Annotated in this window: 24 protein-coding genes; 5 read left to right on the top strand and 19 right to left on the bottom strand. The window is 36.0% G+C overall.

The window, feature by feature from the left end; genetic code table 11:
• The first annotated feature begins 3 nt into the window (after positions 1-3).
• Both AC0ONG_RS02875 and AC0ONG_RS02870 read left to right on the top strand, forming a co-directional pair.
• The gene (locus AC0ONG_RS02875) at positions 4-2,001 is read left to right on the top strand and encodes a catalase (RefSeq protein ID WP_001036539.1); all 1,998 of its coding nucleotides are present in this window, start codon (positions 4-6) and stop codon (positions 1,999-2,001) included.
• Between the two features lie 23 nt (positions 2,002-2,024).
• Positions 2,025-2,540 carry a type 1 glutamine amidotransferase domain-containing protein gene (locus AC0ONG_RS02870; RefSeq protein WP_136996635.1) on the top strand — a complete coding sequence of 172 codons (516 nt, stop codon included), beginning with the start codon at positions 2,025-2,027 and terminating at the stop codon, positions 2,538-2,540.
• A 95-nt stretch (positions 2,541-2,635) separates the two neighbouring features.
• Here AC0ONG_RS02870 and AC0ONG_RS02865 read toward each other — a convergent pair whose 3' ends face one another.
• The 5 genes from AC0ONG_RS02865 to AC0ONG_RS02845 all read right to left on the bottom strand — a co-directional run bounded on the left by AC0ONG_RS02865 (position 2,636) and on the right by AC0ONG_RS02845 (position 6,215).
• Positions 2,636-3,838: an MFS transporter gene (locus AC0ONG_RS02865; RefSeq protein WP_000742945.1), complete on the bottom strand. Its 1,203-nt coding sequence runs from the start codon at positions 3,836-3,838 to the stop codon at positions 2,636-2,638.
• A gap of 213 nt (positions 3,839-4,051) precedes the next feature.
• Positions 4,052-4,630, bottom strand: a complete 579-nt coding sequence (locus tag AC0ONG_RS02860) for a TetR/AcrR family transcriptional regulator (protein WP_001996782.1) — start codon at positions 4,628-4,630, stop codon at positions 4,052-4,054.
• Positions 4,631-4,781: 151 nt separating this feature from the next.
• The gene (locus AC0ONG_RS02855; protein WP_000539671.1) at positions 4,782-5,096 is read right to left on the bottom strand and encodes a DMT family transporter; all 315 of its coding nucleotides are present in this window, start codon (positions 5,094-5,096) and stop codon (positions 4,782-4,784) included.
• Between the two features lie 2 nt (positions 5,097-5,098).
• Positions 5,099-5,443 carry a DMT family transporter gene (locus AC0ONG_RS02850; protein ID WP_000796019.1) on the bottom strand — a complete coding sequence of 115 codons (345 nt, stop codon included), beginning with the start codon at positions 5,441-5,443 and terminating at the stop codon, positions 5,099-5,101.
• 412 nt (positions 5,444-5,855) lie between these two features.
• A complete protein-coding gene (locus AC0ONG_RS02845; protein ID WP_000288075.1) occupies positions 5,856-6,215 on the bottom strand; it encodes a MerR family transcriptional regulator in 360 nt (119 codons plus the stop codon).
• A gap of 134 nt (positions 6,216-6,349) precedes the next feature.
• On the opposite strand from AC0ONG_RS02845, the gene AC0ONG_RS02840 reads away from it, so the two are divergent.
• Positions 6,350-7,120 (top strand): SDR family NAD(P)-dependent oxidoreductase, encoded by a 771-nt coding sequence (locus AC0ONG_RS02840; protein ID WP_000878080.1) that lies wholly within the window; start codon positions 6,350-6,352, stop codon positions 7,118-7,120.
• Positions 7,121-7,186: 66 nt separating this feature from the next.
• On the opposite strand, the gene AC0ONG_RS02835 is transcribed toward AC0ONG_RS02840, so the two are convergent.
• Together AC0ONG_RS02835 and AC0ONG_RS02830 are read right to left on the bottom strand one after the other, a co-directional pair.
• Positions 7,187-7,642 carry an N-acetyltransferase gene (locus AC0ONG_RS02835; RefSeq protein ID WP_000686668.1) on the bottom strand — a complete coding sequence of 152 codons (456 nt, stop codon included), beginning with the start codon at positions 7,640-7,642 and terminating at the stop codon, positions 7,187-7,189.
• A 129-nt stretch (positions 7,643-7,771) separates the two neighbouring features.
• Entirely contained in the window at positions 7,772-8,266 is a 495-nt protein-coding gene (locus AC0ONG_RS02830) for an Lrp/AsnC family transcriptional regulator (protein ID WP_000446095.1), read from the bottom strand.
• A gap of 205 nt (positions 8,267-8,471) precedes the next feature.
• On the opposite strand from AC0ONG_RS02830, the gene AC0ONG_RS02825 reads away from it, so the two are divergent.
• A complete protein-coding gene (locus AC0ONG_RS02825) occupies positions 8,472-9,383 on the top strand; it encodes a DMT family transporter (RefSeq protein WP_001146242.1) in 912 nt (303 codons plus the stop codon).
• 34 nt (positions 9,384-9,417) lie between these two features.
• Here the strand turns inward: AC0ONG_RS02825 and AC0ONG_RS02820 are convergent, their stop codons facing one another.
• From AC0ONG_RS02820 to AC0ONG_RS02780, 9 genes are all read right to left on the bottom strand, one after another.
• The gene (locus tag AC0ONG_RS02820) at positions 9,418-9,903 is read right to left on the bottom strand and encodes a PRK06770 family protein (RefSeq protein ID WP_000897977.1); all 486 of its coding nucleotides are present in this window, start codon (positions 9,901-9,903) and stop codon (positions 9,418-9,420) included.
• Complete coding sequence (locus tag AC0ONG_RS02815; protein ID WP_001126687.1) at positions 9,903-10,304, bottom strand: nuclear transport factor 2 family protein; 402 nt, start codon at positions 10,302-10,304, stop codon at positions 9,903-9,905. The genes AC0ONG_RS02820 and AC0ONG_RS02815 overlap by 1 nt, the downstream gene beginning before the upstream one ends.
• A 153-nt stretch (positions 10,305-10,457) precedes the next feature.
• Positions 10,458-10,862 (bottom strand): DoxX family protein, encoded by a 405-nt coding sequence (locus tag AC0ONG_RS02810; RefSeq protein ID WP_001077752.1) that lies wholly within the window; start codon positions 10,860-10,862, stop codon positions 10,458-10,460.
• A gap of 160 nt (positions 10,863-11,022) precedes the next feature.
• Positions 11,023-12,087, bottom strand: coding sequence for a DUF871 domain-containing protein (locus AC0ONG_RS02805; RefSeq protein ID WP_136996632.1), 1,065 nt, complete (start codon positions 12,085-12,087; stop codon positions 11,023-11,025).
• Between the two features lie 48 nt (positions 12,088-12,135).
• Complete coding sequence (locus AC0ONG_RS02800) at positions 12,136-13,500, bottom strand: PTS transporter subunit EIIC (protein WP_000711295.1); 1,365 nt, start codon at positions 13,498-13,500, stop codon at positions 12,136-12,138.
• Between the two features lie 24 nt (positions 13,501-13,524).
• Entirely contained in the window at positions 13,525-14,409 is an 885-nt protein-coding gene (gene murQ, locus AC0ONG_RS02795) for an N-acetylmuramic acid 6-phosphate etherase (protein ID WP_000892355.1), read from the bottom strand.
• A 155-nt stretch (positions 14,410-14,564) separates the two neighbouring features.
• Entirely contained in the window at positions 14,565-15,428 is an 864-nt protein-coding gene (locus AC0ONG_RS02790; RefSeq protein WP_000648168.1) for a MurR/RpiR family transcriptional regulator, read from the bottom strand.
• 29 nt (positions 15,429-15,457) lie between these two features.
• Complete coding sequence (locus AC0ONG_RS02785) at positions 15,458-15,772, bottom strand: hypothetical protein (RefSeq protein ID WP_000704960.1); 315 nt, start codon at positions 15,770-15,772, stop codon at positions 15,458-15,460.
• A 124-nt stretch (positions 15,773-15,896) separates the two neighbouring features.
• Positions 15,897-17,024 (bottom strand): cation:proton antiporter, encoded by a 1,128-nt coding sequence (locus tag AC0ONG_RS02780; protein WP_086398165.1) that lies wholly within the window; start codon positions 17,022-17,024, stop codon positions 15,897-15,899.
• Positions 17,025-17,225: 201 nt separating this feature from the next.
• Here AC0ONG_RS02780 and AC0ONG_RS02775 point away from each other — a divergent pair, with 201 nt between their 5' ends.
• Positions 17,226-18,686 carry an amino acid permease gene (locus AC0ONG_RS02775; RefSeq protein ID WP_003276830.1) on the top strand — a complete coding sequence of 487 codons (1,461 nt, stop codon included), beginning with the start codon at positions 17,226-17,228 and terminating at the stop codon, positions 18,684-18,686.
• 28 nt (positions 18,687-18,714) lie between these two features.
• Here AC0ONG_RS02775 and AC0ONG_RS02770 read toward each other — a convergent pair whose 3' ends face one another.
• The 3 genes from AC0ONG_RS02770 to AC0ONG_RS02760 all read right to left on the bottom strand — a co-directional run bounded on the left by AC0ONG_RS02770 (position 18,715) and on the right by AC0ONG_RS02760 (position 21,643).
• Positions 18,715-18,885 (bottom strand): hypothetical protein, encoded by a 171-nt coding sequence (locus AC0ONG_RS02770; protein ID WP_001174833.1) that lies wholly within the window; start codon positions 18,883-18,885, stop codon positions 18,715-18,717.
• Between the two features lie 12 nt (positions 18,886-18,897).
• Positions 18,898-19,101, bottom strand: a complete 204-nt coding sequence (locus AC0ONG_RS02765; protein ID WP_000435797.1) for a hypothetical protein — start codon at positions 19,099-19,101, stop codon at positions 18,898-18,900.
• A 79-nt stretch (positions 19,102-19,180) separates the two neighbouring features.
• On the bottom strand, positions 19,181-21,643 hold the full coding sequence (locus AC0ONG_RS02760; protein WP_016078086.1) for a LamG-like jellyroll fold domain-containing protein: 2,463 nt from the start codon (positions 21,641-21,643) through the stop codon (positions 19,181-19,183).
• Between the last annotated feature and the right edge of the window lie 156 nt (positions 21,644-21,799).

Raw genomic sequence — 21,799 nt, 5'->3', positions numbered from 1 at the left:
ATTGTGAATAAAAAAACGGAACAATTGAAGCATCACGTTACTGACAATCAATGCAAACATGCTTTAACAACAAATCAAGGGGTAAAAATAGCTGAAGATGAATTTTCTTTAAAGATGGGCTTAAGAGGCCCAACCTTAATGGAGGATTTCCACTTTCGCGAGAAAATGACTCATTTTGATCACGAACGAATTCCCGAAAGGATTGTTCATGCACGCGGGGTTGGCGCTCATGGTTATTTTCAGCTTTATGAATCTTTAGAAACATATACGAAAGCAGATTTTCTTACTAATCCTTCAAAGAAAACACCTGTATTTGTACGGTTCTCAACCGTTCAAGGTTCTAAAGGATCCAACGACACAGTAAGAGATGTACGCGGATTCGCCACAAAATTTTATACAGATGAAGGAAACTATGATTTAGTGGGTAATAATATGCCAGTATTCTTTATCCAAGATGCTATTAAATTTCCTGATTTTGTCCATGCAGTTAAACCAGAACCACATAATGATATTCCTCAAGGAGCTAGCGCTCATGATACCTTTTGGGACTTTGTTGCGCATAATCCTGAGTCCACTCATATGGTCATGTGGCAAATGAGCGACCGAGCTATTCCGCGTAGTTTACGAATGATGGAAGGTTTTGGAGTTCACACATTTCGACTCATTAACGCAGAAGGAAAAGCCCATTTCGTAAAGTTTCACTGGAAACCTACCCTCGGGGTTCATTCATTAGTATGGGATGAAGCTCAAAAGATTGCTGGGAAAAATCCTGATTTTCATCGTCAAGATTTATACGAAGCAATTGAAAAAGGGGATTATCCTGAATGGGAACTTGGATTACAGTTAATTCCAGAAGAAGATGAACATAAATTTGATTTTGATATTTTAGATCCAACGAAATTATGGCCAGAAGAAAAAGTTCCCGTAAAATTAGTTGGTAAAATGACATTGAACAAAAATGTTGATAACTTCTTTGCTGAAACAGAGCAGGTAGCTTTTCACCCTGGTCATGTCGTACCAGGTATTGATTTTTCAAATGACCCTCTTCTGCAAGGAAGATTATTCTCCTATACAGATACACAATTATCTCGTTTAGGGGGCCCTAATTTCCATCAAATCCCTATCAATCAGCCCGTATGTCCTTTTCATAATAATCAACGTGATGGTATGCATCAAATGCAGATTCATCGCGGTCAAACAAGCTATCATCCTAATGGATTAAATAACAATCAACCTGCAACCGTCCAAGCCGAACAAGGAGGATATGAACATTATCAAGAAAAGATTGATGGGCATAAAATTAGAGGTCGCAGTAAAAGCTTTCTTAACTTTTATTCTCAGGCTAAACTTTTCTACAATAGTATGAGCCCTATTGAAAAGCAGCACATAAAAGAAGCTTTTTGCTTTGAAGTTGGGAAGTGTAAATCAGACATGGTGAAGGCAAATGTAATTGCTCTCTTAAACCACGTCGATCGTCAATTAGCACAAGAAGTCGCTAACATTATTGGAGCTCCTTTACCTAAGGAAAATCACGAAGTAAATTCAGATGCAAAATCACCTGCACTAAGTATGTCCAATACTATTTTTAAATCTGATTCCAAAAATGTTGCAATTCTATTAAATGGTGACCCAAGCGTCTCACTTCTGTCCGAATGGATTCAAGCTTTTGTACAACACCGAATTAACTATAGCATCATAGATAATAAAATTTATCAGTTCAATGATTCCATTAAAGTAACTGATACTTATACAACAACAGACTCCTCCCTTTTTGATGCAGTATTAGTGTTTAGTAGTGAGTCTGTCATTCACCCCCCTGTTTTAGAATTTGCAGAAACTACTTTTAAACATTTTAAACCGATAGCTCATGTTCTTAGTAATCCTCATGCTTTGGACCATAGTAAGATTAAACTGGATGGAGCAGGAGTTTACAACTTAACAAACACTTCAATTGAATCATTTATAGAAGGTATTGCCCAAGGAAGATTCTGGAACCGATAATATAATATAAGGAGCGGATTAGAATGAGTAAAAAAATTGCTATTTTAATAACGGATTACTTCGAGGATACAGAATACACAGAGCCAGTAGAAGCTTTTAAACAAAAGGGATATGAATTAACAACTATTGAAATGGAAAATGGGAAAACGGTACACGGTAAGCAAGGGAAAAGTGAAGTCGTGATTGATAAAAGTATTGACGATGTTTCTCCAGAGAACTTTGATGCCCTCTTCATACCGGGTGGATTTTCTCCAGATATACTTCGTGCAGATGAACGTTTTGTTCGCTTTAGTAAAGCATTTATGGATGCGGAAAAACCTGTTTTCGCTATTTGTCACGGACCTCAGCTACTCATCACTGCACAAACACTTGAAGGACGTGATGTAACTGGATATAAATCTATTGAAGTCGATTTAAAAAATGCCGGCGGGAACTTTCATGACAAAGAGATTGTCGTATGTCAAAATCAGCTAGTAACAAGTAGACAGCCAGAGGACATCCCAGCGTTTATTGAAGAATCGTTGCGTATATTAGGATAGTTACTTTGACAAAGTTATGGATACAGCCATCCACATATTAACATGCAAAAAAAGCCCCTTACAAAAAGGGGCTTTCCAATAACTTTTTATTCTTATTACTTCGCAAAACTTTCAGCCAACTGTTTCTCTCTCCACATAAATGTAATGCCGAGACCAACTATTAAAACAACGCCTGAAAATGCATATGGATAATGAATATTCATATCAAATAATATTCCGCCCATCGCTGGTCCTGCGATATTTCCTAAACTCGTATAAGTCGAGTTCATACCAGCAACGAATCCTTGCTCTTTTCCAGCTGCTTTTGATAAAAACGTCGTTAAAGCTGGACGAAGTAAATCAAATGCTAAGAAAATGAAGCAAGTAACGAGAAGTACAATCCAATAATTAAAGACTACAGTCGAGACGAATGCTAATACTGCCCCTACAATTAAACATATTTGGATTAATACTTTCTCACCGAACATGTCTACCAATTTGCCAAACATAAATACCTGTACAACTACCCCAAAGATTGAACTAATTGTAATAATCGCTGCAATATCTTTCGGCGAGAAACCAAATTTATGATCAGAGAACAAGCTAAACACTGTTTCATACGCTGATAATCCGAATGCGAGTACAAATACAATAATAAATGCAATTGCATACATTGGATGTAATGATTTCTTTAAATCACCAATAAAACTTGATTCTTTCGTATTAGAAGAAATCTCTGCAAGTTCTTCTTTCGTTAACGGTTCTTTTAAAATAAAAATCGAAATCACACATGCTATAAAAGCAATTACTGCTGCAACGAAAAACGGCACACGTATACCGTATTCTGCAATAAATCCGCCGATTCCAGGCCCTATAATGAATCCAGTACTAATAGCCGCAGATAAGTATCCCATCGCCTTTGGACGTTCCTGAATAGATGTAATATCCGCAACATATGCCGTAACACCAGGCATAATAAACGCAGCACTAATTCCGCCTAATACCCTTGCTACATAAAGCATCCATACATCTTTTCCTAATCCAAAAAGAAGTTCTGAAACACCAAAAATAAATAATCCAATGATGATCATTTTCTTCCTACCGTAAAGGTCAACCCATCGGCCTGTAATAGGTGAAGTAATGAGCTGGGCCATTGCAAACACTGCAACGAGATAGCCCATCGTCTTCCCTGTTAAACCCATATCATTCATAAAGGACGGCATAACCGGAATGATTAATCCAATCCCTAAAAAAGCGATAAATATATTACTCAAAAGAATGACCAATACCATCTTTTGTTCTTTTATCGGTTTCTTCACTTTTTAACACCTCTTCCCGTAAGTTCCTCTCAAAAAATAATGCCCAAGAAGCTTTTTCTCTATCCTTCTATTTGTGGGCTAGTCATGAGTAGAGATGCCCCCTACTCGTTAGAATTTCACACTATCCTTCCACACATACATACGCATTAGGTGAATGACTATCATTCAGTTTTCCTCAAAAATGAACCTACCTTTTCAGACAGGTTCATCTCACTATTTCTTTATATGTAGTGCATGTGTTAAAAAATCTAGTACTTCTGCCTTTTGTAGCTCGACTTGCTCATCATCTTTATGATCATATAGATACACTTGTTCCGCTGCTGATTCAACTAGAGCTATAAATAACTTCGCTGTTCGCTCTGCGTGAACCGAATCACGAATTTCACCAGCTTCTTTTGCCTCATTTAAAAATTCACTTAGCCACATATAAAGGGGCTCATACACAGCTTCCCATTCTTTTATATGTTCTGTAGATGCAAGACCAGCATACATTAAAGCTTGTATTTCACGATATTCAGCTATAAAGTGAAACACCGCATCTATTACTTGCGTCACTTTACTTGAGAAAGGCGCATCGTTTTGCACTTTTTCTTTCACTGCAAGTATCATCTTTTCAACCATCACTTCTGCTATTGCAGGCATAACAGATAACTTAGAAGGAAAATATAAATAGAAAGTTCCTTGCGCAATGCCAGCTAATTTCACGATATCAGAAATCTTCGTTTTTTCGACGCCCTTTTCCTGAAACACTTCAATAGCTGCATAGACAATTTTCTCTTTTTTATTCATCATCTAAACCCTTTCACACTCATATTGAATGACTGTCACTCATTTTATAAGATAATCGATTGTACTGTCAATGATAGTGAACTCTAAGAGGAAATCATTTTTTTATAATAAAATCTCCTAATAAACAATTAGGAGATAAAAATACAATATACCTTTAAGAAAGTGCCTTTAATCCTGTCACTCCACATACAATAAGAAACACACTAATGATACGCGCTTTACTTTTCGACTCACCAAACAAGAACATGTTTAACAAAACTGCACCTGCTGTTCCGATACCAATCCAAACCGCATACGCGACACTTACTTGTAAAAATAAGAAGGAAGTATACAAAAATGCGAAGGATGTAGCAAACCCACCTATATAAATCGCACCATTGGCTAATGTCTTATCTTTACTATACATTTTAAGTCCTATCACACCGACTATTTCACTAATTGCAGCACAAAATACGAAAAACCAACCCATTTTTAAGCAACTCCTTCCACAGTTTCTTCTTTATTGTCAGCTAACTTTAAACCGATAACGCCGGCTACTACCATAAGAATGAAGAATAGTTTGCCTGCGCTGAAACTTCCACCGAAAAGAAATACATCCATTAAGAAAGTACCTACCGTACCAGCTCCAGCGAAAATAGCATATACAGTTCCTGTTGCAAGATGTTCACACGCTTTAGAAAGGAAGTGAAAATCAACAGCGATAACTCCTAAAATAATAATCCAATGCCACCAAGTATTAGCCGTATTAAAACCAAACACCCAAAAAATTTCAAAGATACATGTTAATATGACATATAACCAAGCTCTATTTTTCATACCTCTCACCTCTTATGACTGACTATCAGTCATTTTTGTTTTAAAAAAATATACTCTTTCATCAATACTATATAAAAACAACTATCATCCTCATTTACCATTGTATTTGTTCCATTTCTAAGCTAAATGCATCCTGTCACATAAAAATGACTGAATGTCATTCATATGTATTGTACATGAACATTTTAAAAATTGTCAATGCCGAAAGTTTATTTAAAATTTCTTTCATCAGATTTGTATATTTCCTAATAATCTGTCAATAATGCTAGTAACATAATATTTTCTCCACTCCCCCTTGGAGAGATCCCTTGAATGGAGCAGTTAGCTTTTGCTAGCTGCTCTTTTTTATTTATCCGTACACTATGATGAAATACTCATAGATCAAATCCATTTTTCATCACATAACAACCATCTATTTATTTTCCAATGAGCCTTTGTATGCACTAATTTTATTCTCGAGCATCTTCTCTGTAACTTCTAAGTTTTCTCTTTGAATCTGAATAGATTTCCTATGATCTTCTAGGAGCTGTAAACGAGCTTCTGTTGTATGCTCCCCTTCTGTATATAATCTAGCGTATTCTCTTATTTTCGCTATTGGCATTTGCGTTTGTTTTAATTTCATTACAAACTGCAACCACTTTATATGTGACTCTTCGTAAAGTCGATTTCCATTTGTATCACGATTTGCAATTAATATACTTTCCTTTTCATAATAGCGTAGTGTATGTGTACTCACTCCTAATAATTTTGCTACCTCGCTAATTGTGTACATACTCAAACTCCCTCCATATGCTTACCCTCATATATCTTATGACCGAATCAAATTTATAAAAAACATTTGACTTAGAGTATACTCTAACAAATACAATCTAACCATAAATGAATTTGAATTTAGGGGGATTTTATATGAAATACACGGTTATTACTGGCGCAAGTTCCGGAATTGGTTATGAAGCAGCTTTAGCATTTGCATCTCGCGGAAAAAATTTAGTACTTGTAGCTCGAAGACAAGAAGAATTAAACGGATTAAAATTGAAAATTAACGAAATGCATCCTGAGTTGGATGTTGTCATTCGAAAAACTGATTTATCTGTGACTGAAGATGTTTATAAACTTTATGAAAGCCTACAAGCTTTTCAAATTGAAACGTGGATTAACAACGCAGGTTTTGGTAATTTCGCCTCAATTGCTGAACAAAATTTAAATAAAATAGAGACGATGTTGCATGTCAATATAGAAGCACTAACAATACTCTCTTCTCTTTTCGTTCGAGATTATTCAATGGTTGATGGAACACAGCTTATTAACGTTTCATCTGGCGGCGGATACACGATTGTTGCTGATGCTGTTACGTATTGCGCTACGAAATTTTATGTAAGTGCCTTTACAGAAGGGCTGTCTCACGAACTGAAAGAACAAGGCGCAAAACTGCAAGCAAAAGTTTTAGCTCCTGCTGCAACTGAAACAGAATTTGCGAAACGTTCATTTGATATTGATGAATTCCAATACGATAATGTTGTACCAAAATTCCACACTGCAAAACAAATGGCACAATTTATGCTCGATCTTTATGATAATGATAAAGTTGTAGGGCTTGTCGATGGTTCTACTTATAACTATGAGCTTAAAAATCCCATTTTTAATTTTGCAGTACGAAAAACGAATTCAAGTTCTTAATTCCCCTAAAATATAGATGCCCACTATTACATAAATAATAGTGGGACTTTTCTCTCTCTGAAACTTTCATCCAACATATCGAATCATCGCCACCTCATCACAATAATCAACCTTTGGACAATGTCTACAATCAACCCATACTTTCTCTGGTAGCGCATCTCTATTCACAAAATCAAATCCACACTTTTGAAAAAATACTGTTTCATATGTTAAGGAAATTACTCTTCTTACATTTATTTTCGTAGCTTCCTCCATTACATGATTTACGAGCATACGCCCTATCCCTTTCCCTGCATATGTATGCGAAACTACTAACGATCGTATTTCTGCAAGATCTTCTCCTAATACATGCAATCCAGCAACTCCAACAATTCTCTCGTCTTCTTTCATAACATATAAACATTGCAAATATTGATAAAGAGACAAAAGAGAACGTGGTAAAACAACTCCCTCTTTTGCATAAACCTCAATAAGACTATAAATTTCTTTCACATCACTCGTCACCGCATTACAGATTTTCATATTACATCCCCTTACCCCTCAATATTAATATTTATAACTTAAAATGAATTTTAATTCATAATTTTATATAATAATACATCTCTCTTTTCTCCTCGTCAATCACTTTATGCAAACAAAAAACCAAGCAATCTAATCGATGCTCGGTTCCTCATCTCGTATCGGCAATACTGTTGAATATTTAATTTCACGAAGTGCTAAACTTGTCTGTATACGTGTAATACCAAGCTTATTCAGCTTTCTAATAAACTGCTCCAGTTCTTTACGATCACGATTTGCAACCTTTAATAAATAATCGTACTCTCCTGTTAAACAGTGACATTCTAACACTTCCGGCATCGATTCTAATTCTTTCTCCAACACTTCCAGCTTGTCAAATTGATGAATATTTGTACTCATAAAAATAAAACATAATAAATCAAATCCAAGCTTTTCTTGATTTAAAATCGCAACTTGCTTATCGATGAAACCTTCCCCATCCAATCTTTTTATTCTTGCATGCATCGCAGCCGGTGATAAATTAACGCGACGTGCCAGCTCTGCATTACTTACTTGTGACTCCTTCTGCAATATATCTAAAATTTGTACATCCAAATCATCCAACACTTTAATAACAGACGACTCCATTACAATTCCCCCTTTTTTCTTACCGATGATTATTCGAAAAAATACCTTATACCTTACACAAAACTGAATATTATTCCGTAAATATCATTCATAACTAAATATTTTATCGAGTTTTAACAATTATACAAAAGAATATATTACACAATAAAGAAAAATGCTAAAATTATTTACAATTCGTATTGATTACAAAAAAGGGGATTTTAGCATGCCTTATTTTTACGTCTTTTTACTATTACTAACGAGCTTATTATGGGGAGGAAATTTTGTCGTTGGAAAATCACTCGTCGATCATGCATCGCCGATGACACTGACAAATTTAAGATGGATGATTGCGATTGTTTGTTTATTACCAATGGTATGGTTTAAAGAAAAGAAAATCCTTCCACCACGTACCGCAATACTTCCGTTAATATTGATGGGAATTTCAGGGGTCGCTCTTTTTAACATCTTTCAATTTTTAGCATTAGAAAAAACATCCGCTACGAATGTAGGTCTTATCTCTACTTTGAATGCAATTTCAATTGCATTATTTTCAGTATTATTTCTAAAAGAAAAAGTAAATACACTCCAAATCCTATCCATGATTCTTTCATTCTTCGGGGTTATCCTCGTCCTATTAAAAGGTGATTTCTCGCTTTTATTTTCACTACATTTTAATAGTGGCGATTTATGGATGATTGCAGCAGTTTGTATTTGGGGAATCTATTCTGTTTGTAGTAAATGGGCAACAAAAACAACTACACCACTTATGGCAACGTTGTACTCTGGTATTTTCGGCGTTATTTTATTACTACCGTTTAACATAGGTAGCTTCACTGTTTCAAATATAAATACTTCTTTCATCACATCACTTTTATATACTGGGCTTATTTCGACAGTTCTTTGTATGGTATTTTGGAATATTGGTGTACAAAAATTAGGCGCAACTACATCAGGTATTTTTCTAAACTTCAATCCAATTTTCACAGCCATTTTAGCATTCATATTCCTCGGAGAAGAATTAACGTGGATACAAATTTTAGGGACAATTGTCGTTGTAACAGGATGTTATTTATTTTCTCATTTTAAAACTGTTGCCGTTCAGCCTGTTAGACCTTTAATGCGAAAACATTCTTAATGAAAAAACATCGTCATCTGGGTTGGCGATGTTTTTATTTTCTCTTCATTTCTTTTATATACTGCTTTTCCTCTTCTGGCGATAAACGTTCCGTCGCCTTGCCAGTATCTCCACCTTGAAGGCTCCATAAAAAGTTATGCTCCTCAACAGTTTGAGAAAAATCTCCTTTTTCCCATCTATTTATAATAGAAAATAACTTCATTTTATATTGAAAACCTGTACTATTTTCAATATCTCTTTTTACATTAGAAATTTCCTTTTTTGTCATCTCTACAAATCCCCATTTTTCAGAGGATTTTACCTTTTGATGCACCATTTTATGCATAGTAGAAATAATTTCACCTTCACTAATTTGCGGAGCTTCTTCTGCAGCTTTTTTCTCTTTTTCGTTTGCCGCTCGCTCGATTTGAATATTTTTATTTTCTTTTTCCACATATGCAAGCAATTTCTTTCCGCCAACTATAGAAGAGAAAATTACTATAATTGTAATGCATATACCTACGATCCATTTAAAAAGCATTATCTCTTCATCGCTTCCCTAACAATATGACTATCTACATATTGCTTAAACTTCACAATTTTTCCGTTCTCAAGTTGCCATACATGAACAAATTCTGCTTCAAATGATTTTCCCGTTTCTTTATAAATTCCTGAATAAACACCTTCAGCAATAATTACATCTTTTCCGTTTACTTCATGATACGTATTTACACTTGCTTTATAATCATCCCATTCTGATCCTAAACGGCTAAATACATTTTCCATTATAGCTTCTACGCCTTTATATGTTCCGCCATACGGGAACCCTTCTGCCTCTGTCCATTCCACTTTTTCAGAGAAGGCTTCTGCTAAATGCTTTGCATTTGAAGAAGCTGATCCTTCATACGTGCTTTTAATAATTTCTAAATTTGATTTAGGCATATTACTTCCTCCCGTTTATTTATTTTTACACAAGACGTAACCAATGTAGTTACATCTTGTGTAAAAAAATATTTAAATTGTTTCATTCGTAATTCATTAGTTGTAATCATTATAGTTACAATATTTCTTCAAGTCAACATTTATAAATAAAATTTACTTCGTTTTCATTACTTTCTCTTTTAAGAAACGATCTACATATCCTTCTGCTTTTACTACGAATAAATACGTACCCATTGATAATAATGCAAGATCTAATTCATATCCTGGATTCTTTCCATCTCCTAATAAACCTGCTGCTCCATTTACCTTTACGATAGCTCCAGCTAAAATAAGAGCGAATAACAATCCTACATATCGTACACCTAAACCGATAATTAATAATATACCACCAACTAATTCAACTGTTGCTACGCCGTATGCAAGGCCACCTGGTAAGCCGATGCTTGTAAACCATCCTGCTACGTTATCGATACCTGATTGAAACTTCGCTAAACCGTGCGCAAAGAACGTTACTCCTAACACGATACGAATAATTAAATTCCCAATATATTGGTTCATTTTGAACTCTCCTTTTCATTTTGTTATAGTGAACTTTTATTTACAAGTCAAAACAATACGGTATTTCAATTCATTCGTCAAATACTTTTTTAAAGATAACAAAAAACATTATCCCTTTTACGGATAATGTTTTCTTACAAAATAGCGCTAATTCAAGCTTTTACTCTATCGCACAAAAAAGTTGAAACATTTTTCCAGCGCCAACATACGGCAATAAAGAAATATCCTCTTCTACAACCATTCCAACAACATTCACTTTCTCATCTACAGGTAAATCATGTGTGGCAACTTGCATCTCTCCTGCATATCTACCGTACAATTCATTATCAATTGTAATGCTACCTTTCTTTCTTACAATTGTATGCATCGGCTGTAACATCACTCTATTTCCTTCCCTTGATTCTACAGATCGAATAGCATCACGAGACGGATCTAGTCTATTTGTATGCACTTGCTCCACCACTTTTAATACTTCTTTATCAGTTATAAATGATTTGTAACGCAATGGAATAATCCCTCTACTTGCACTAGCTACTTCTTGCATACTTTCTAAACTTGCGCTTATATCTCCAATCAATACTTTATCAACACCACAATCTTGAACAAGTTCTAAGTACGCTTCAAGCGGGCGCATATTGCGATGTTTTTCTAACGTTGGTAACCCTTCATATAACGGACCACGTTTTTCACCATCTCCTGGAATAAATGCCATTGTCTTTATTCCGCACTTCTGTAAATATTGATTTTGTTTTTGTAAGAAGGACTTTGCTAGTCCTGTCTCTGGGCGCGGGTAAAAATTATGCCATGCTTCTACATTCTCTACTCTTATATGTTCTGTAAGTAATTCTTTCCAAAATGACTTTGTAATCGTACTCGCATTTAAAGCTACTTTCATCTTATGAGATACGCTTGCAATTTCTTTTGGCGCAATGCCGTAATCCATTCTTAAACCGGTAATACCCCAGTCCAATAGCTCTTCCACATTTTCATATGTTAGCCCTAAATGGTGTAACGATTTTGGAGAAACATCAACCATTAGCTCCATTTCATTTTCAAGAGCCTGCTTCCCAAGTATCTGAATTAACTCTTTATACGTACCAGGATCATCCTCTGGTATATGAAGTGATGTAAAAATAGACAAAAATCCATTTTCCTTCGCCACTTTTAGCCACTCTTCTTGTTTCTCTACTCGTTCTTTTGAAAGATAAATGGAAACTCCGATCATATAAATCTCCCTTTCTATTAATAGAAAAAGAGAAAGGAATCCCTTTCTCTATATGTTTTCTGCCATTTCTTCTTTAAATCCGAAGAAGTACGTAAAGATAAATCCGAAAGTATATGCAATTACTAAACCTAAGAAATATAGTAAATATTTATTGTCAGCAATTAACGGAATTAAAGATAGCCCTGATACGCCAATTCCAAGTGAAGCCGTTTGCATAACTGCTTGGAATGCACCACCGACAGCCGCTCCTAAACAAGCAGTAATAAACGGTTTCCCAAGTGGTAATGTAACCCCGTATAATAACGGCTCACCAATTCCTAAAAAGCCAACTGGCAATCCACCTTTAATTACATTTCGAAGTCGTTTGTTTTTTGTTTTCACATAAATCGCAATTGCTGCGCCCACTTGGCCAGCACCAGCCATTGCGAGTACTGGTAATAAAGGTGTTACGTGTGTTTGATTAATAAATTCCATATGAATTGGTGTTAAACCGTGATGCAATCCGACCATAACGAGAGGTAAAAATGTTCCCGCAAGTACTGCGCCAGCAAATGCTCCGCCAATATTTAAAATAGCATTAATTCCGCTCGTAATACCATCTGATAAGAAACCTGCTAATGGCTGAATGGCTAACATCGTTACGATACTTACAACTAATACAGTAATGAGTGGTGTCACGATAATATCAACTGCATTCGGCACTGCTTTTCGAACTTGTCTTTCCACTACAACCATAAGCCATGCTGCAAAAATAACTGCGAACAATCCGCCACGTCCGGGCACTAATGCTTCACCAAACAATTTTACGTTTGCCATCGCCGGGTTGAAAATTAAAATACCAGCAATTGCCCCAAGAACCGGTGTCCCGCCGAACTCTTTCGCTGTATTCCAGCCGACTAAAATTCCTAAGAATGTAAAGATACCGCCGCCAATGAGTAGTAACATTTGTAACCACGTTGCATTTGGATCAGCACCAGCGTTTTTCGCAAAATTAGCAACCCCGTTTATAATTCCTGACGCAACAAGTCCTGGAATTAACGGAATGAAAATACTTCCTATTTTTCGTAAAAAGTTTTTCACTGGGGTATTATTTTTCTTCTTAATCTCTGACTTCATCTCTTGCCCAATATCTTCAAGGTGATGATCTGCTACCTCACCAATTCGTAGTCCTGTCAAACCTTCCATTTCAGCTGCTACTTTATTTACTGTTCCTGGACCAACGACAACTTGAAGCGTCTCATCTTCTATAACACCCATAACGCCTTCAACTTTTTTCAAAAGGTCCATATTTACTTTACTTTCATCATGAAGCGTTAAACGTAGTCTCGTCATACAATGAGCAATACTACGAATATTTTTTATTCCCCCAAGTTGCTCCGAAATTTCCTTGGCCATTCTCTCTTCTTTCTTCATAATAGAATCCCCCTTCCTATTACTTTATAGTGCTTTCTTCACAAACCCTTTTGCGTATTTTAGTTTCTCCAGTGCTTCCCCATACTCACACTGCAACAACACCATAACAATGGCAGCTTTTACGTTACGTTCTGCCTTTTCATAATACTCTGCCGCTACTTCATAACTAGCGCCTGTTGCTTCCACAATAATTCGTTTTGACCGTTCTACTAACTTTTCATTTGTGGATTGAACATCTACCATTAAGTTTTTATATACTTTTCCTACACCAATCATCGAAGCTGTTGAAATCATATTCAGCACTAATTTTTGTGCTGTACCAGCTTTTAAACGCGTTGATCCTGTTAATATTTCTGCACCTGTCTCTACTTCTACATTTAACTTTGCATATTTACTTATTTCAGCATTTTTATTACAAGAAATACTCGCTGTACTCGCTCCTACGCTCTGTGCGTATTTCAAGCCGCCAATTACGTAAGGAGTTCTGCCACTTGCAGCAATTCCAATCACTGTATCTTTTTCATTTAATCCAATACTTTTTAAATCTTCTTCTGCTAACTCTTCGCGATCTTCGGCACCTTCCACCGCTTTAGTAAACGCTTTCAACCCACCTGCTATATATCCTTGCACCATTTTATCATCCGTGCCAAATGTCGGCGGACATTCCACTGCATCTAGAATACCTAAACGACCACTCGTACCAGCACCAATGTAAATTAAACGTCCCTCTTCTTCAAAAGATTTAATAACAGTCTGTACAACCTTTTCAATTTGTTCTATCTCTTTTTCAACTGCTAACGCAACAGTTCGATCTTCTTCATTCATACTTTGCAACACTTCTTTTATACTCATTTCATCCAGATTCATTGTTTTCTCATTACGATGTTCTGTCGATAAATTTTCTAACATATTGTCACCCTCTTTGAAATTATATTTCACACTTTTATTATAACTTTAAGAAACTAAAAATCAATATCCCTTTCTTATTTTATGAAATAAAATTTCACAACATGACATATTTGTGTCAAAGATAATAAAAAAGATGAGTCTCCTCATCTTTTCTTCTACTTTAACTTCCGTAACCGCAACGCTTCTTCTCGCGTCTCCATAAATTGATCCAATACTTTATTACCAATTCGGTTGAAAGTAATCACATATAAAGCATCAATCATATTCAGTTGCGTCATTCTCGACGCAATACTTGCAATACGATGATCTTGTTCTACATCTGGCATACAAAGACGAATGTCCGCTTCTTTATATAAGGGGGATGATTGATCTAGCTTCGTAATTCCAATAACAGTTGCACCTTGTCTCTTTGCATACTGCGCCATTTCAAGCACATCTCTCGTTCGACCAGATGTTGAAATCGCAACAAATATATCGCCTTCTTTTAAATTCGTCACAAGCGGCAACATCATATGAAAATCAGATAGCATCATCGCTGTAAATCCAAGCCGTGTAAATTTATACGCCCCATCCATTGCTGGCGTAGCTGATCCACCTACGCCGTAAAATATAATTTTGCCCGCATTGACAATACGATCTGCAGCTTTCTCAAGTTCCTTCTTATCTATCGCAGTAACGCTCGCCTCAATTGCAGCTTTATTCACATAAGTGACTTTATTAAACAAATCGTACGGTCCATCTTCCGTATTCATCACTGAAAAATCGTTAATATTATAATCAGCAATCGTTAATTCACGAACGAGTGCTATCTTAAATGCTTTAAAACTTCCGATCCCAATCGACTTACAAAAACGAACGACACTCGCCTCACTTGCGCCTGCATTCGTTGACACTTCTTTCGTCGTTAAGTTCGGAACAATCTCTGCATTCTCCATTATGTACATGGCAACCTTCTTTTCAGCTGGTGAAAATTGATCCATATTACTTTCAATTTTAAATAGTAATGTTGAAGCTTTCACTATTTAACCTCCACTTCTTACGGTTGCGTTCACTTATTTTCTCTTGCTTCAAGAAGGTAAAAACCATCATCGCCAGGAGGATGAAACACATTTACAATGCGATTCCCTTTTTGATAAACAGTTCTTTCTCCTTCTGTCCACTTCTCTTTCCAACCGTTCATCCAAATCGCAACATCAGGTAAAAAAGCAGTATATTTCAGCTTCTGACCGTACTCACCATCTGCTTCTTCCGAAAAAATAGAAACCGGAAAATCTTTCACTTTTGATTCTTTCCATGCAGTAAATGGTATACATACTGCAATAAGTACGATTACACCGATAACCTTCTCCTTCGTAATCTTCACACTTCCCTCTCCTTGTCATATCACATACATAGATTTTACCATAATTACAAACCCTTCATGCTATATGACCATTGCTTTTTGGAATAAAAAAAGAGCTTACCTACATCAGATAAGCCCTTCCTCTCTATACAAAATATTTCTTCAAAAGTGGCGGTGTAATAATCGTCGTCAATATAACCACAATAACAATCGCTGTGAAATTTTCTTTCGCTAATAAATTCGCCGTAAGTCCATTTGCTGCGATGATAAGTGCTACTTCACCACGTGATACCATCCCCGCGCCAATACTAATAGAAGATTGGAGATTAAAACCTGTCAATCTCGCTCCTAAACCTGATCCAATTAACTTTGTGAAAATCGCAATGAGGGTCATAATAATAATGAACCAAAGCTGGCTTCCAATGCCTTGAAATGTAATTTCCATTCCGATACTTACGAAGAATACTGGAACAAATATTGCATAAGCAATCGGTTCAATTTTATGTTCCACTTCATGCTTATACTCTGTTTGAGAAATAGCAATTCCTGCTGCAAATGCTCCAATAATGCCTGCAATTCCCATCATTTCACTGTAATAAGAAAAAGAGAAGCAAATAATAAGAGCCGCGCTAATTAACGCTTCTGTTACACGAAGCGGGACAAGCATTTTCATAATCCAAGGAACGACTTTCCAAGCAATAAAAACAATACTTACAAAGAAAATAATTTTCTTTGCAATGACAAGTGTTATATTTACATCTTGTGTTCCTAAAAAACTCATTACAAATGCCAATAAAATAACGACAATGACATCATCAAATACGGCAGCACCTAAAATTGTTGTACTTTCTCTCGTATTCATTTTTCCTAAATCACGTAGCGTCTGCACCGTAATACTAACCGATGTTGCGCAAAGTAATAATCCTAAAAAAATGGCATGGGACTGCATTAATCCAAACAGCAATCCTGTTACATAACCACCGATGAAAGGAAAAATAATTCCACCAGCCGCTACTGCAAATGACGATTTCAAATTCCGATTTAACTCTTCTAAATCTGTTTCAAGTCCCGCCATAAACATAAGTAACAAAACACCAATCTCACTCAGTTCATCAATTAGTTCAGAACTATTAATAATACCGAGTACAGCTGGACCGATAATAATACCGATAATTAACTTACCAAGTACAGAAGGCTGACCAAGTCTCACGCTAATGTCACCAGCTAATTTCGTACAAAGTAAAATGACGACAAGTTCAAAATAAAATAACATAGCATCTGCTCCTACTTTAACTTTAATCAGTGGGTCGTTAACCCCCGTTCATTTCTGCAAGTAGTTTCCCCTATTGATCCGAATTTTATTTTTCATATTTTTATTTGACAAAATATTCTGAATTATATTAAGATTAATCCAGCAATTTTAAAAAACTACATACCATAACTGTACCTCCATTTCCTTACATACTCTTTTTTAATGGGCTCATACTATAGTCGCAGTTATGGAAATGAAAAAACGGGGGGAGAGTCCAAAGTGAAGTCATTATTACGAAAAAAAGCGCTTAGTACTGAATCACCAAAGCAGCTAGATAGAACATTAACTGCACTCGATTTAACGTTTTTAGGGATCGGCGCCGTAATTGGGACAGGGATCTTTGTATTAACAGGTATTGTTGCAGCAAAACATTCTGGTCCTGGTATTATGCTATCATTCCTTATTGCTGCATTTACTTGTGCTTGTGTAGCCTTTTGTTATGCTGAATTTGCTTCTTCTATTCCTGTCTCAGGAAGTGTGTATACTTACGCATACATGACAGTCGGAGAAGTCGTCGCCTTCATCGTCGGATGGTGTTTAATGCTCGAATATTTACTTGCCGTTGCAGCAGTAGCTGTCGGTTGGTCTGGTTATTTGCAATCATTACTACAAGGGTTCAATATACACCTACCCGCCATAATCGCCTCGGCCCCCGGCGTAGGAAAAGGTGGTCTCATCGATTTACCAGCTGTCTGCATTTTACTTCTTATTACTGGTCTTTTAAGTTTTGGTATACGTGAAAGTGCACGCATTAATAATATTATGGTTCTTATTAAACTAGCTGTTATCATTGCCTTTATCGTAGCAGGCGCAAAATATGTAAAACCTGAAAACTGGACACCGTTCATTCCATTCGGATACGACGGTATTATTACCGGAGCTGCCACTGTATTCTTCGCCTTTTTAGGTTTTGATGCAATCGCAACCGCTGCAGAAGAAACGAAAAAACCGCAGCGTGACTTACCAATTGGTATTATCGGTTCTCTTCTTATTTGTACTGTTTTATATATGATCGTATCTTTCGTTTTAACAGGTATGGTTCCTTATACGCAATTAGACGTTTCTGATCCAGTTGCATTTGCATTGCATTTCGTTGGTGAGGATGCAATTGCAGGACTACTCGCTGTTGGAGCGATGACTGGAATGACAACCGTTCTCTTAGTCGTTATGTATGGACAAGTTCGAGTTTCGTATGCGATGAGCCGTGACGGTCTACTTCCAAAAGCGTTAGCACGTGTAAATAAAAGAGTAAAAATCCCTTTATTAAATACGTGGATTACTGGCGTTATTGCCGCTTTATTAGCAGGACTTTTAGATTTACATTTGCTAGCAAATTTAGTAAACATCGGTACGTTAACAGCCTTTACATTCGTTTGCTGCGCGGTACTTATTTTACGAAAAACACATCCTGATTTAAAACGTGGATTCCGTACACCTTTCGTACCTGTATTACCAGTTGTCGCGATTCTTTGCTGTTTATATTTGATGGCTAATTTATCTAAAACGACATGGATTAGCTTTATAGCTTGGCTTATAGTCGGGTTATGCTTCTATTTCTTCTACTCTAGAAAGCATAGCCATTTAGCTACCGAAAAAACGAATGATGAACAGAAAAAAGCATAACAAGATAGCTCGCCGTTTTAGCGGCGAGCTATCTTTCTGTACAATTATATTTTTTCGTTAACGATTGTAAAATGAAAAATATGCCGATGCAAGCTGTAAACCACGCCCAATTTCCTATTGGTGTAGAGTATTTAAAAACGCCAATACCTACAAGCACTATGAAAATGATTACTTGATATATGAGCTTCCACTTTTGCATATATTCCCTCCTTTACTTCGTTCCCTTCTTTTTATTCTTCCAGGCATTCAAACTATCAAAGAAAAAGTTAATAAATAACGTTCCTAGTCCTGCTAATAAGAAAGTCATTAAAAATAAAACCCAAATACTTTTCTCTTTTAAGAAATAATATCCTACAAGGAGCACAACCGCGATCCATACATATTCAAGAATTCTTTTTAGCTTTTTCTGTTCCAAATTATTCGCTCCTTCTTTCTATGCTACTTTTAGTATAACAAAAAAGAAGCCTATCATGATAAGCTTCTTTTCTTCTCTCTTATTTGTTCATACTTTTTTCAACGAGTGAAATCGCATATTCTAATGTACGATTCATCGTTTCTACCTGTGCATCTTTTACCTTCGCATCTTTTAATACAGCTTCTGCAACTGTAATTTTTTGTTGCAATGATTTCACTGAACCATCTGTTACATTTACAGCTTGCGCTTTCTTCACTACTGCTTTTGCAGATTCAATATTGATCTGTAATTTTTCTTTCGGTGTTTTTGGTTGTTCTTCTGCCACTTTTGATTGTACGAATGTTACATTAGCTGTTTTTAATTCGTTATATGTTTGAATAATTTGTTCCCCAGTACTTCCTACATTTTCAAATGCTTGCTTAGCAGTGTTATAGCTTTTTTCTAGTTCTTGAAATGCTTCCTTTGAATATTGACCTGGCTTACCACCAAACTCATACGTACCATCTAACACTTCCTTTACTTTTCCTAGCTCCTCATATAATGCGTTGACTTGCTCTAACTTCGTACGGTTAGAAAATTCATTGTACGCTGCTAATACTTCTGAAGAACTTAACGCTTTACTATATAATTTTGCAAGCGCGATTTGACCGTTTAATGGAATGCCGCCATTTCCATTGCTATCAGGATCCGCTCCAAATGCAAATGGTACGTTCGGGTTATAAACTTTCCCTTGAGCTAACTGACTATTTACTTTTTTACCATCTACGTAAATTGCCACTTCGCTTCCGTTATATGTTCCTGTTAAATGATACGTTTTGTTCGCTTCCAATTGAACGCCAACACGTTTGTAGCTACCGCCAATGTGAGCCCATAATTCAACATATCCACTTCCTGTAGACTCAAAACCAATTCCGCCGCTCTCTGTATTTTGCAAAATACCTTGTCCGCGAATTTCATTCATTGAAAACACAGTTTCTAACGTAAACGTATTTGCTATTTTCTCTTTTTGTGCTGCTGAAAATGGAATATATCCAAATGTATTAGCTTTTCCATTTAACTTCATAACATTCTTTTTCAATGCTTTATCATATTCAATAGTCACATTACCCTTCAATTCACCTTTTGTACCAAATGGTGAATTGTCTTTAAATGTACCATCTGAGAAATTCACATCAAAAATATCAGCCTTTGGTACTTTCACATTCGGATCAATGTTATCTTTTTTCGTAGTAATTTCTGCCGTTAACGGTTGCACACTTTCATTACCAAATGAATCAATCGCGACTACTTCAAACGTATATGTTCTCCCGCCATCTAATCCTGCAAGTGTAAATGTCAGTTCTTTCGGCACTGGGTCACGATAAAACTCTGAAAATGCTAGTAATTTATTTTTTATTTCTCCAGTTTGCTTATCTCTAGCTTGTACGCGATAAGAATGAACAAGAAGGTTGTCCAATGCTTGCATGAATGTTACTGTTGCTGCATTTTCTGTTACATTCGATACTGATAACTTTGCATCTTTTGCAAAAGATGGCTTTTCTTTATCACGATCTTCTACATGTGTAAAAGTTTCTTTCTTTGATGGCAACTGAATTTTCCATGGCTCGCCTGTCCAAGAATTCGTATGGAAATCGCGTCGATTAATCGTTACTTCTTTATCGTCTACTTCTACTAATAAACCTTGGCTTAATGCACGCGATTCTGAAGGAATATTCCCTTGCACTTTGCCACCCTCTACCTCCATATAGCTTACAGAAGAGGTACCAACAGATGTAAAGTCCTTTTGATGAATCGATCTTGGATCGTCTAATGGATAATGTGAATGACCTGAAAACGTAATGACTTGTGGATATTCTTTTAATACTGCATTAATTTTTGCACTATCCTTTGTTCCCCATTCTTGGCTACCGTACACTGTATCTTTAATATGTTGATGTAAAAATACAAAAATCGGTTTTTCTGGATCATCTTTTTGCGCCTTTGCCATTTCTTCTTTTAACCAATTAATTTGTTTGTCCGAATAATACCCATGTGTCGTTTCATTTTCTGGAGACATTACGATAAAATGATACCCTTTTACCACTTTATGATAATAAATTGATTCCATTCCTGTTTTTTCTAAGAAACGCTTCTGTGCTCCCTCTACTGATAAACCGTTCCAATAATCATGATTACCTAGAGAATTCATTCGTACCGCATCTTTATTTGCATTGTCATTATACACTTGCATGAAACGATCATATTGCTGCACAGACCCTGAATCAGTAAAATCACCTACAATAACAAAAGCATCTTGCTTTGGTGCGATTGAATTAAATTGCTCAATTGCTCGTTTCCAGCGAAACATATCATCTGTTCCACTATTTTTAATATGAACATCACTTACAACGGGGAAAACTATTTTCTTCTCACTTGGTGCCTTTTCTTGCTTTTTCTCTTCCGCTTTGACTGATGTACTCCACGGAAATGATACAAATGCTAATACAAAAACCATCAATAATCCAATAAGACCTTTTACTTTTCGTAAAGCAATTCTTTCCACGTGAATCCTCCTCATAATAATTGATTCATTACAAGGGCTATTTTATCTAATACATGTTAATGTCGTTTAAATAACAAATGAACTTTATTAGATTTTTGTAAATATACAGTTAATTAGAAATTAAGTCCAACATTCCTCGTACTATTGTATACAACC

It is taken from the genome of Bacillus sp. TCT6 (genome assembly GCF_056033845.1).
The sequence above is the reverse complement of the archived record's forward strand: the minus strand, read 5'-3'. Positions and strand labels throughout refer to the sequence as shown.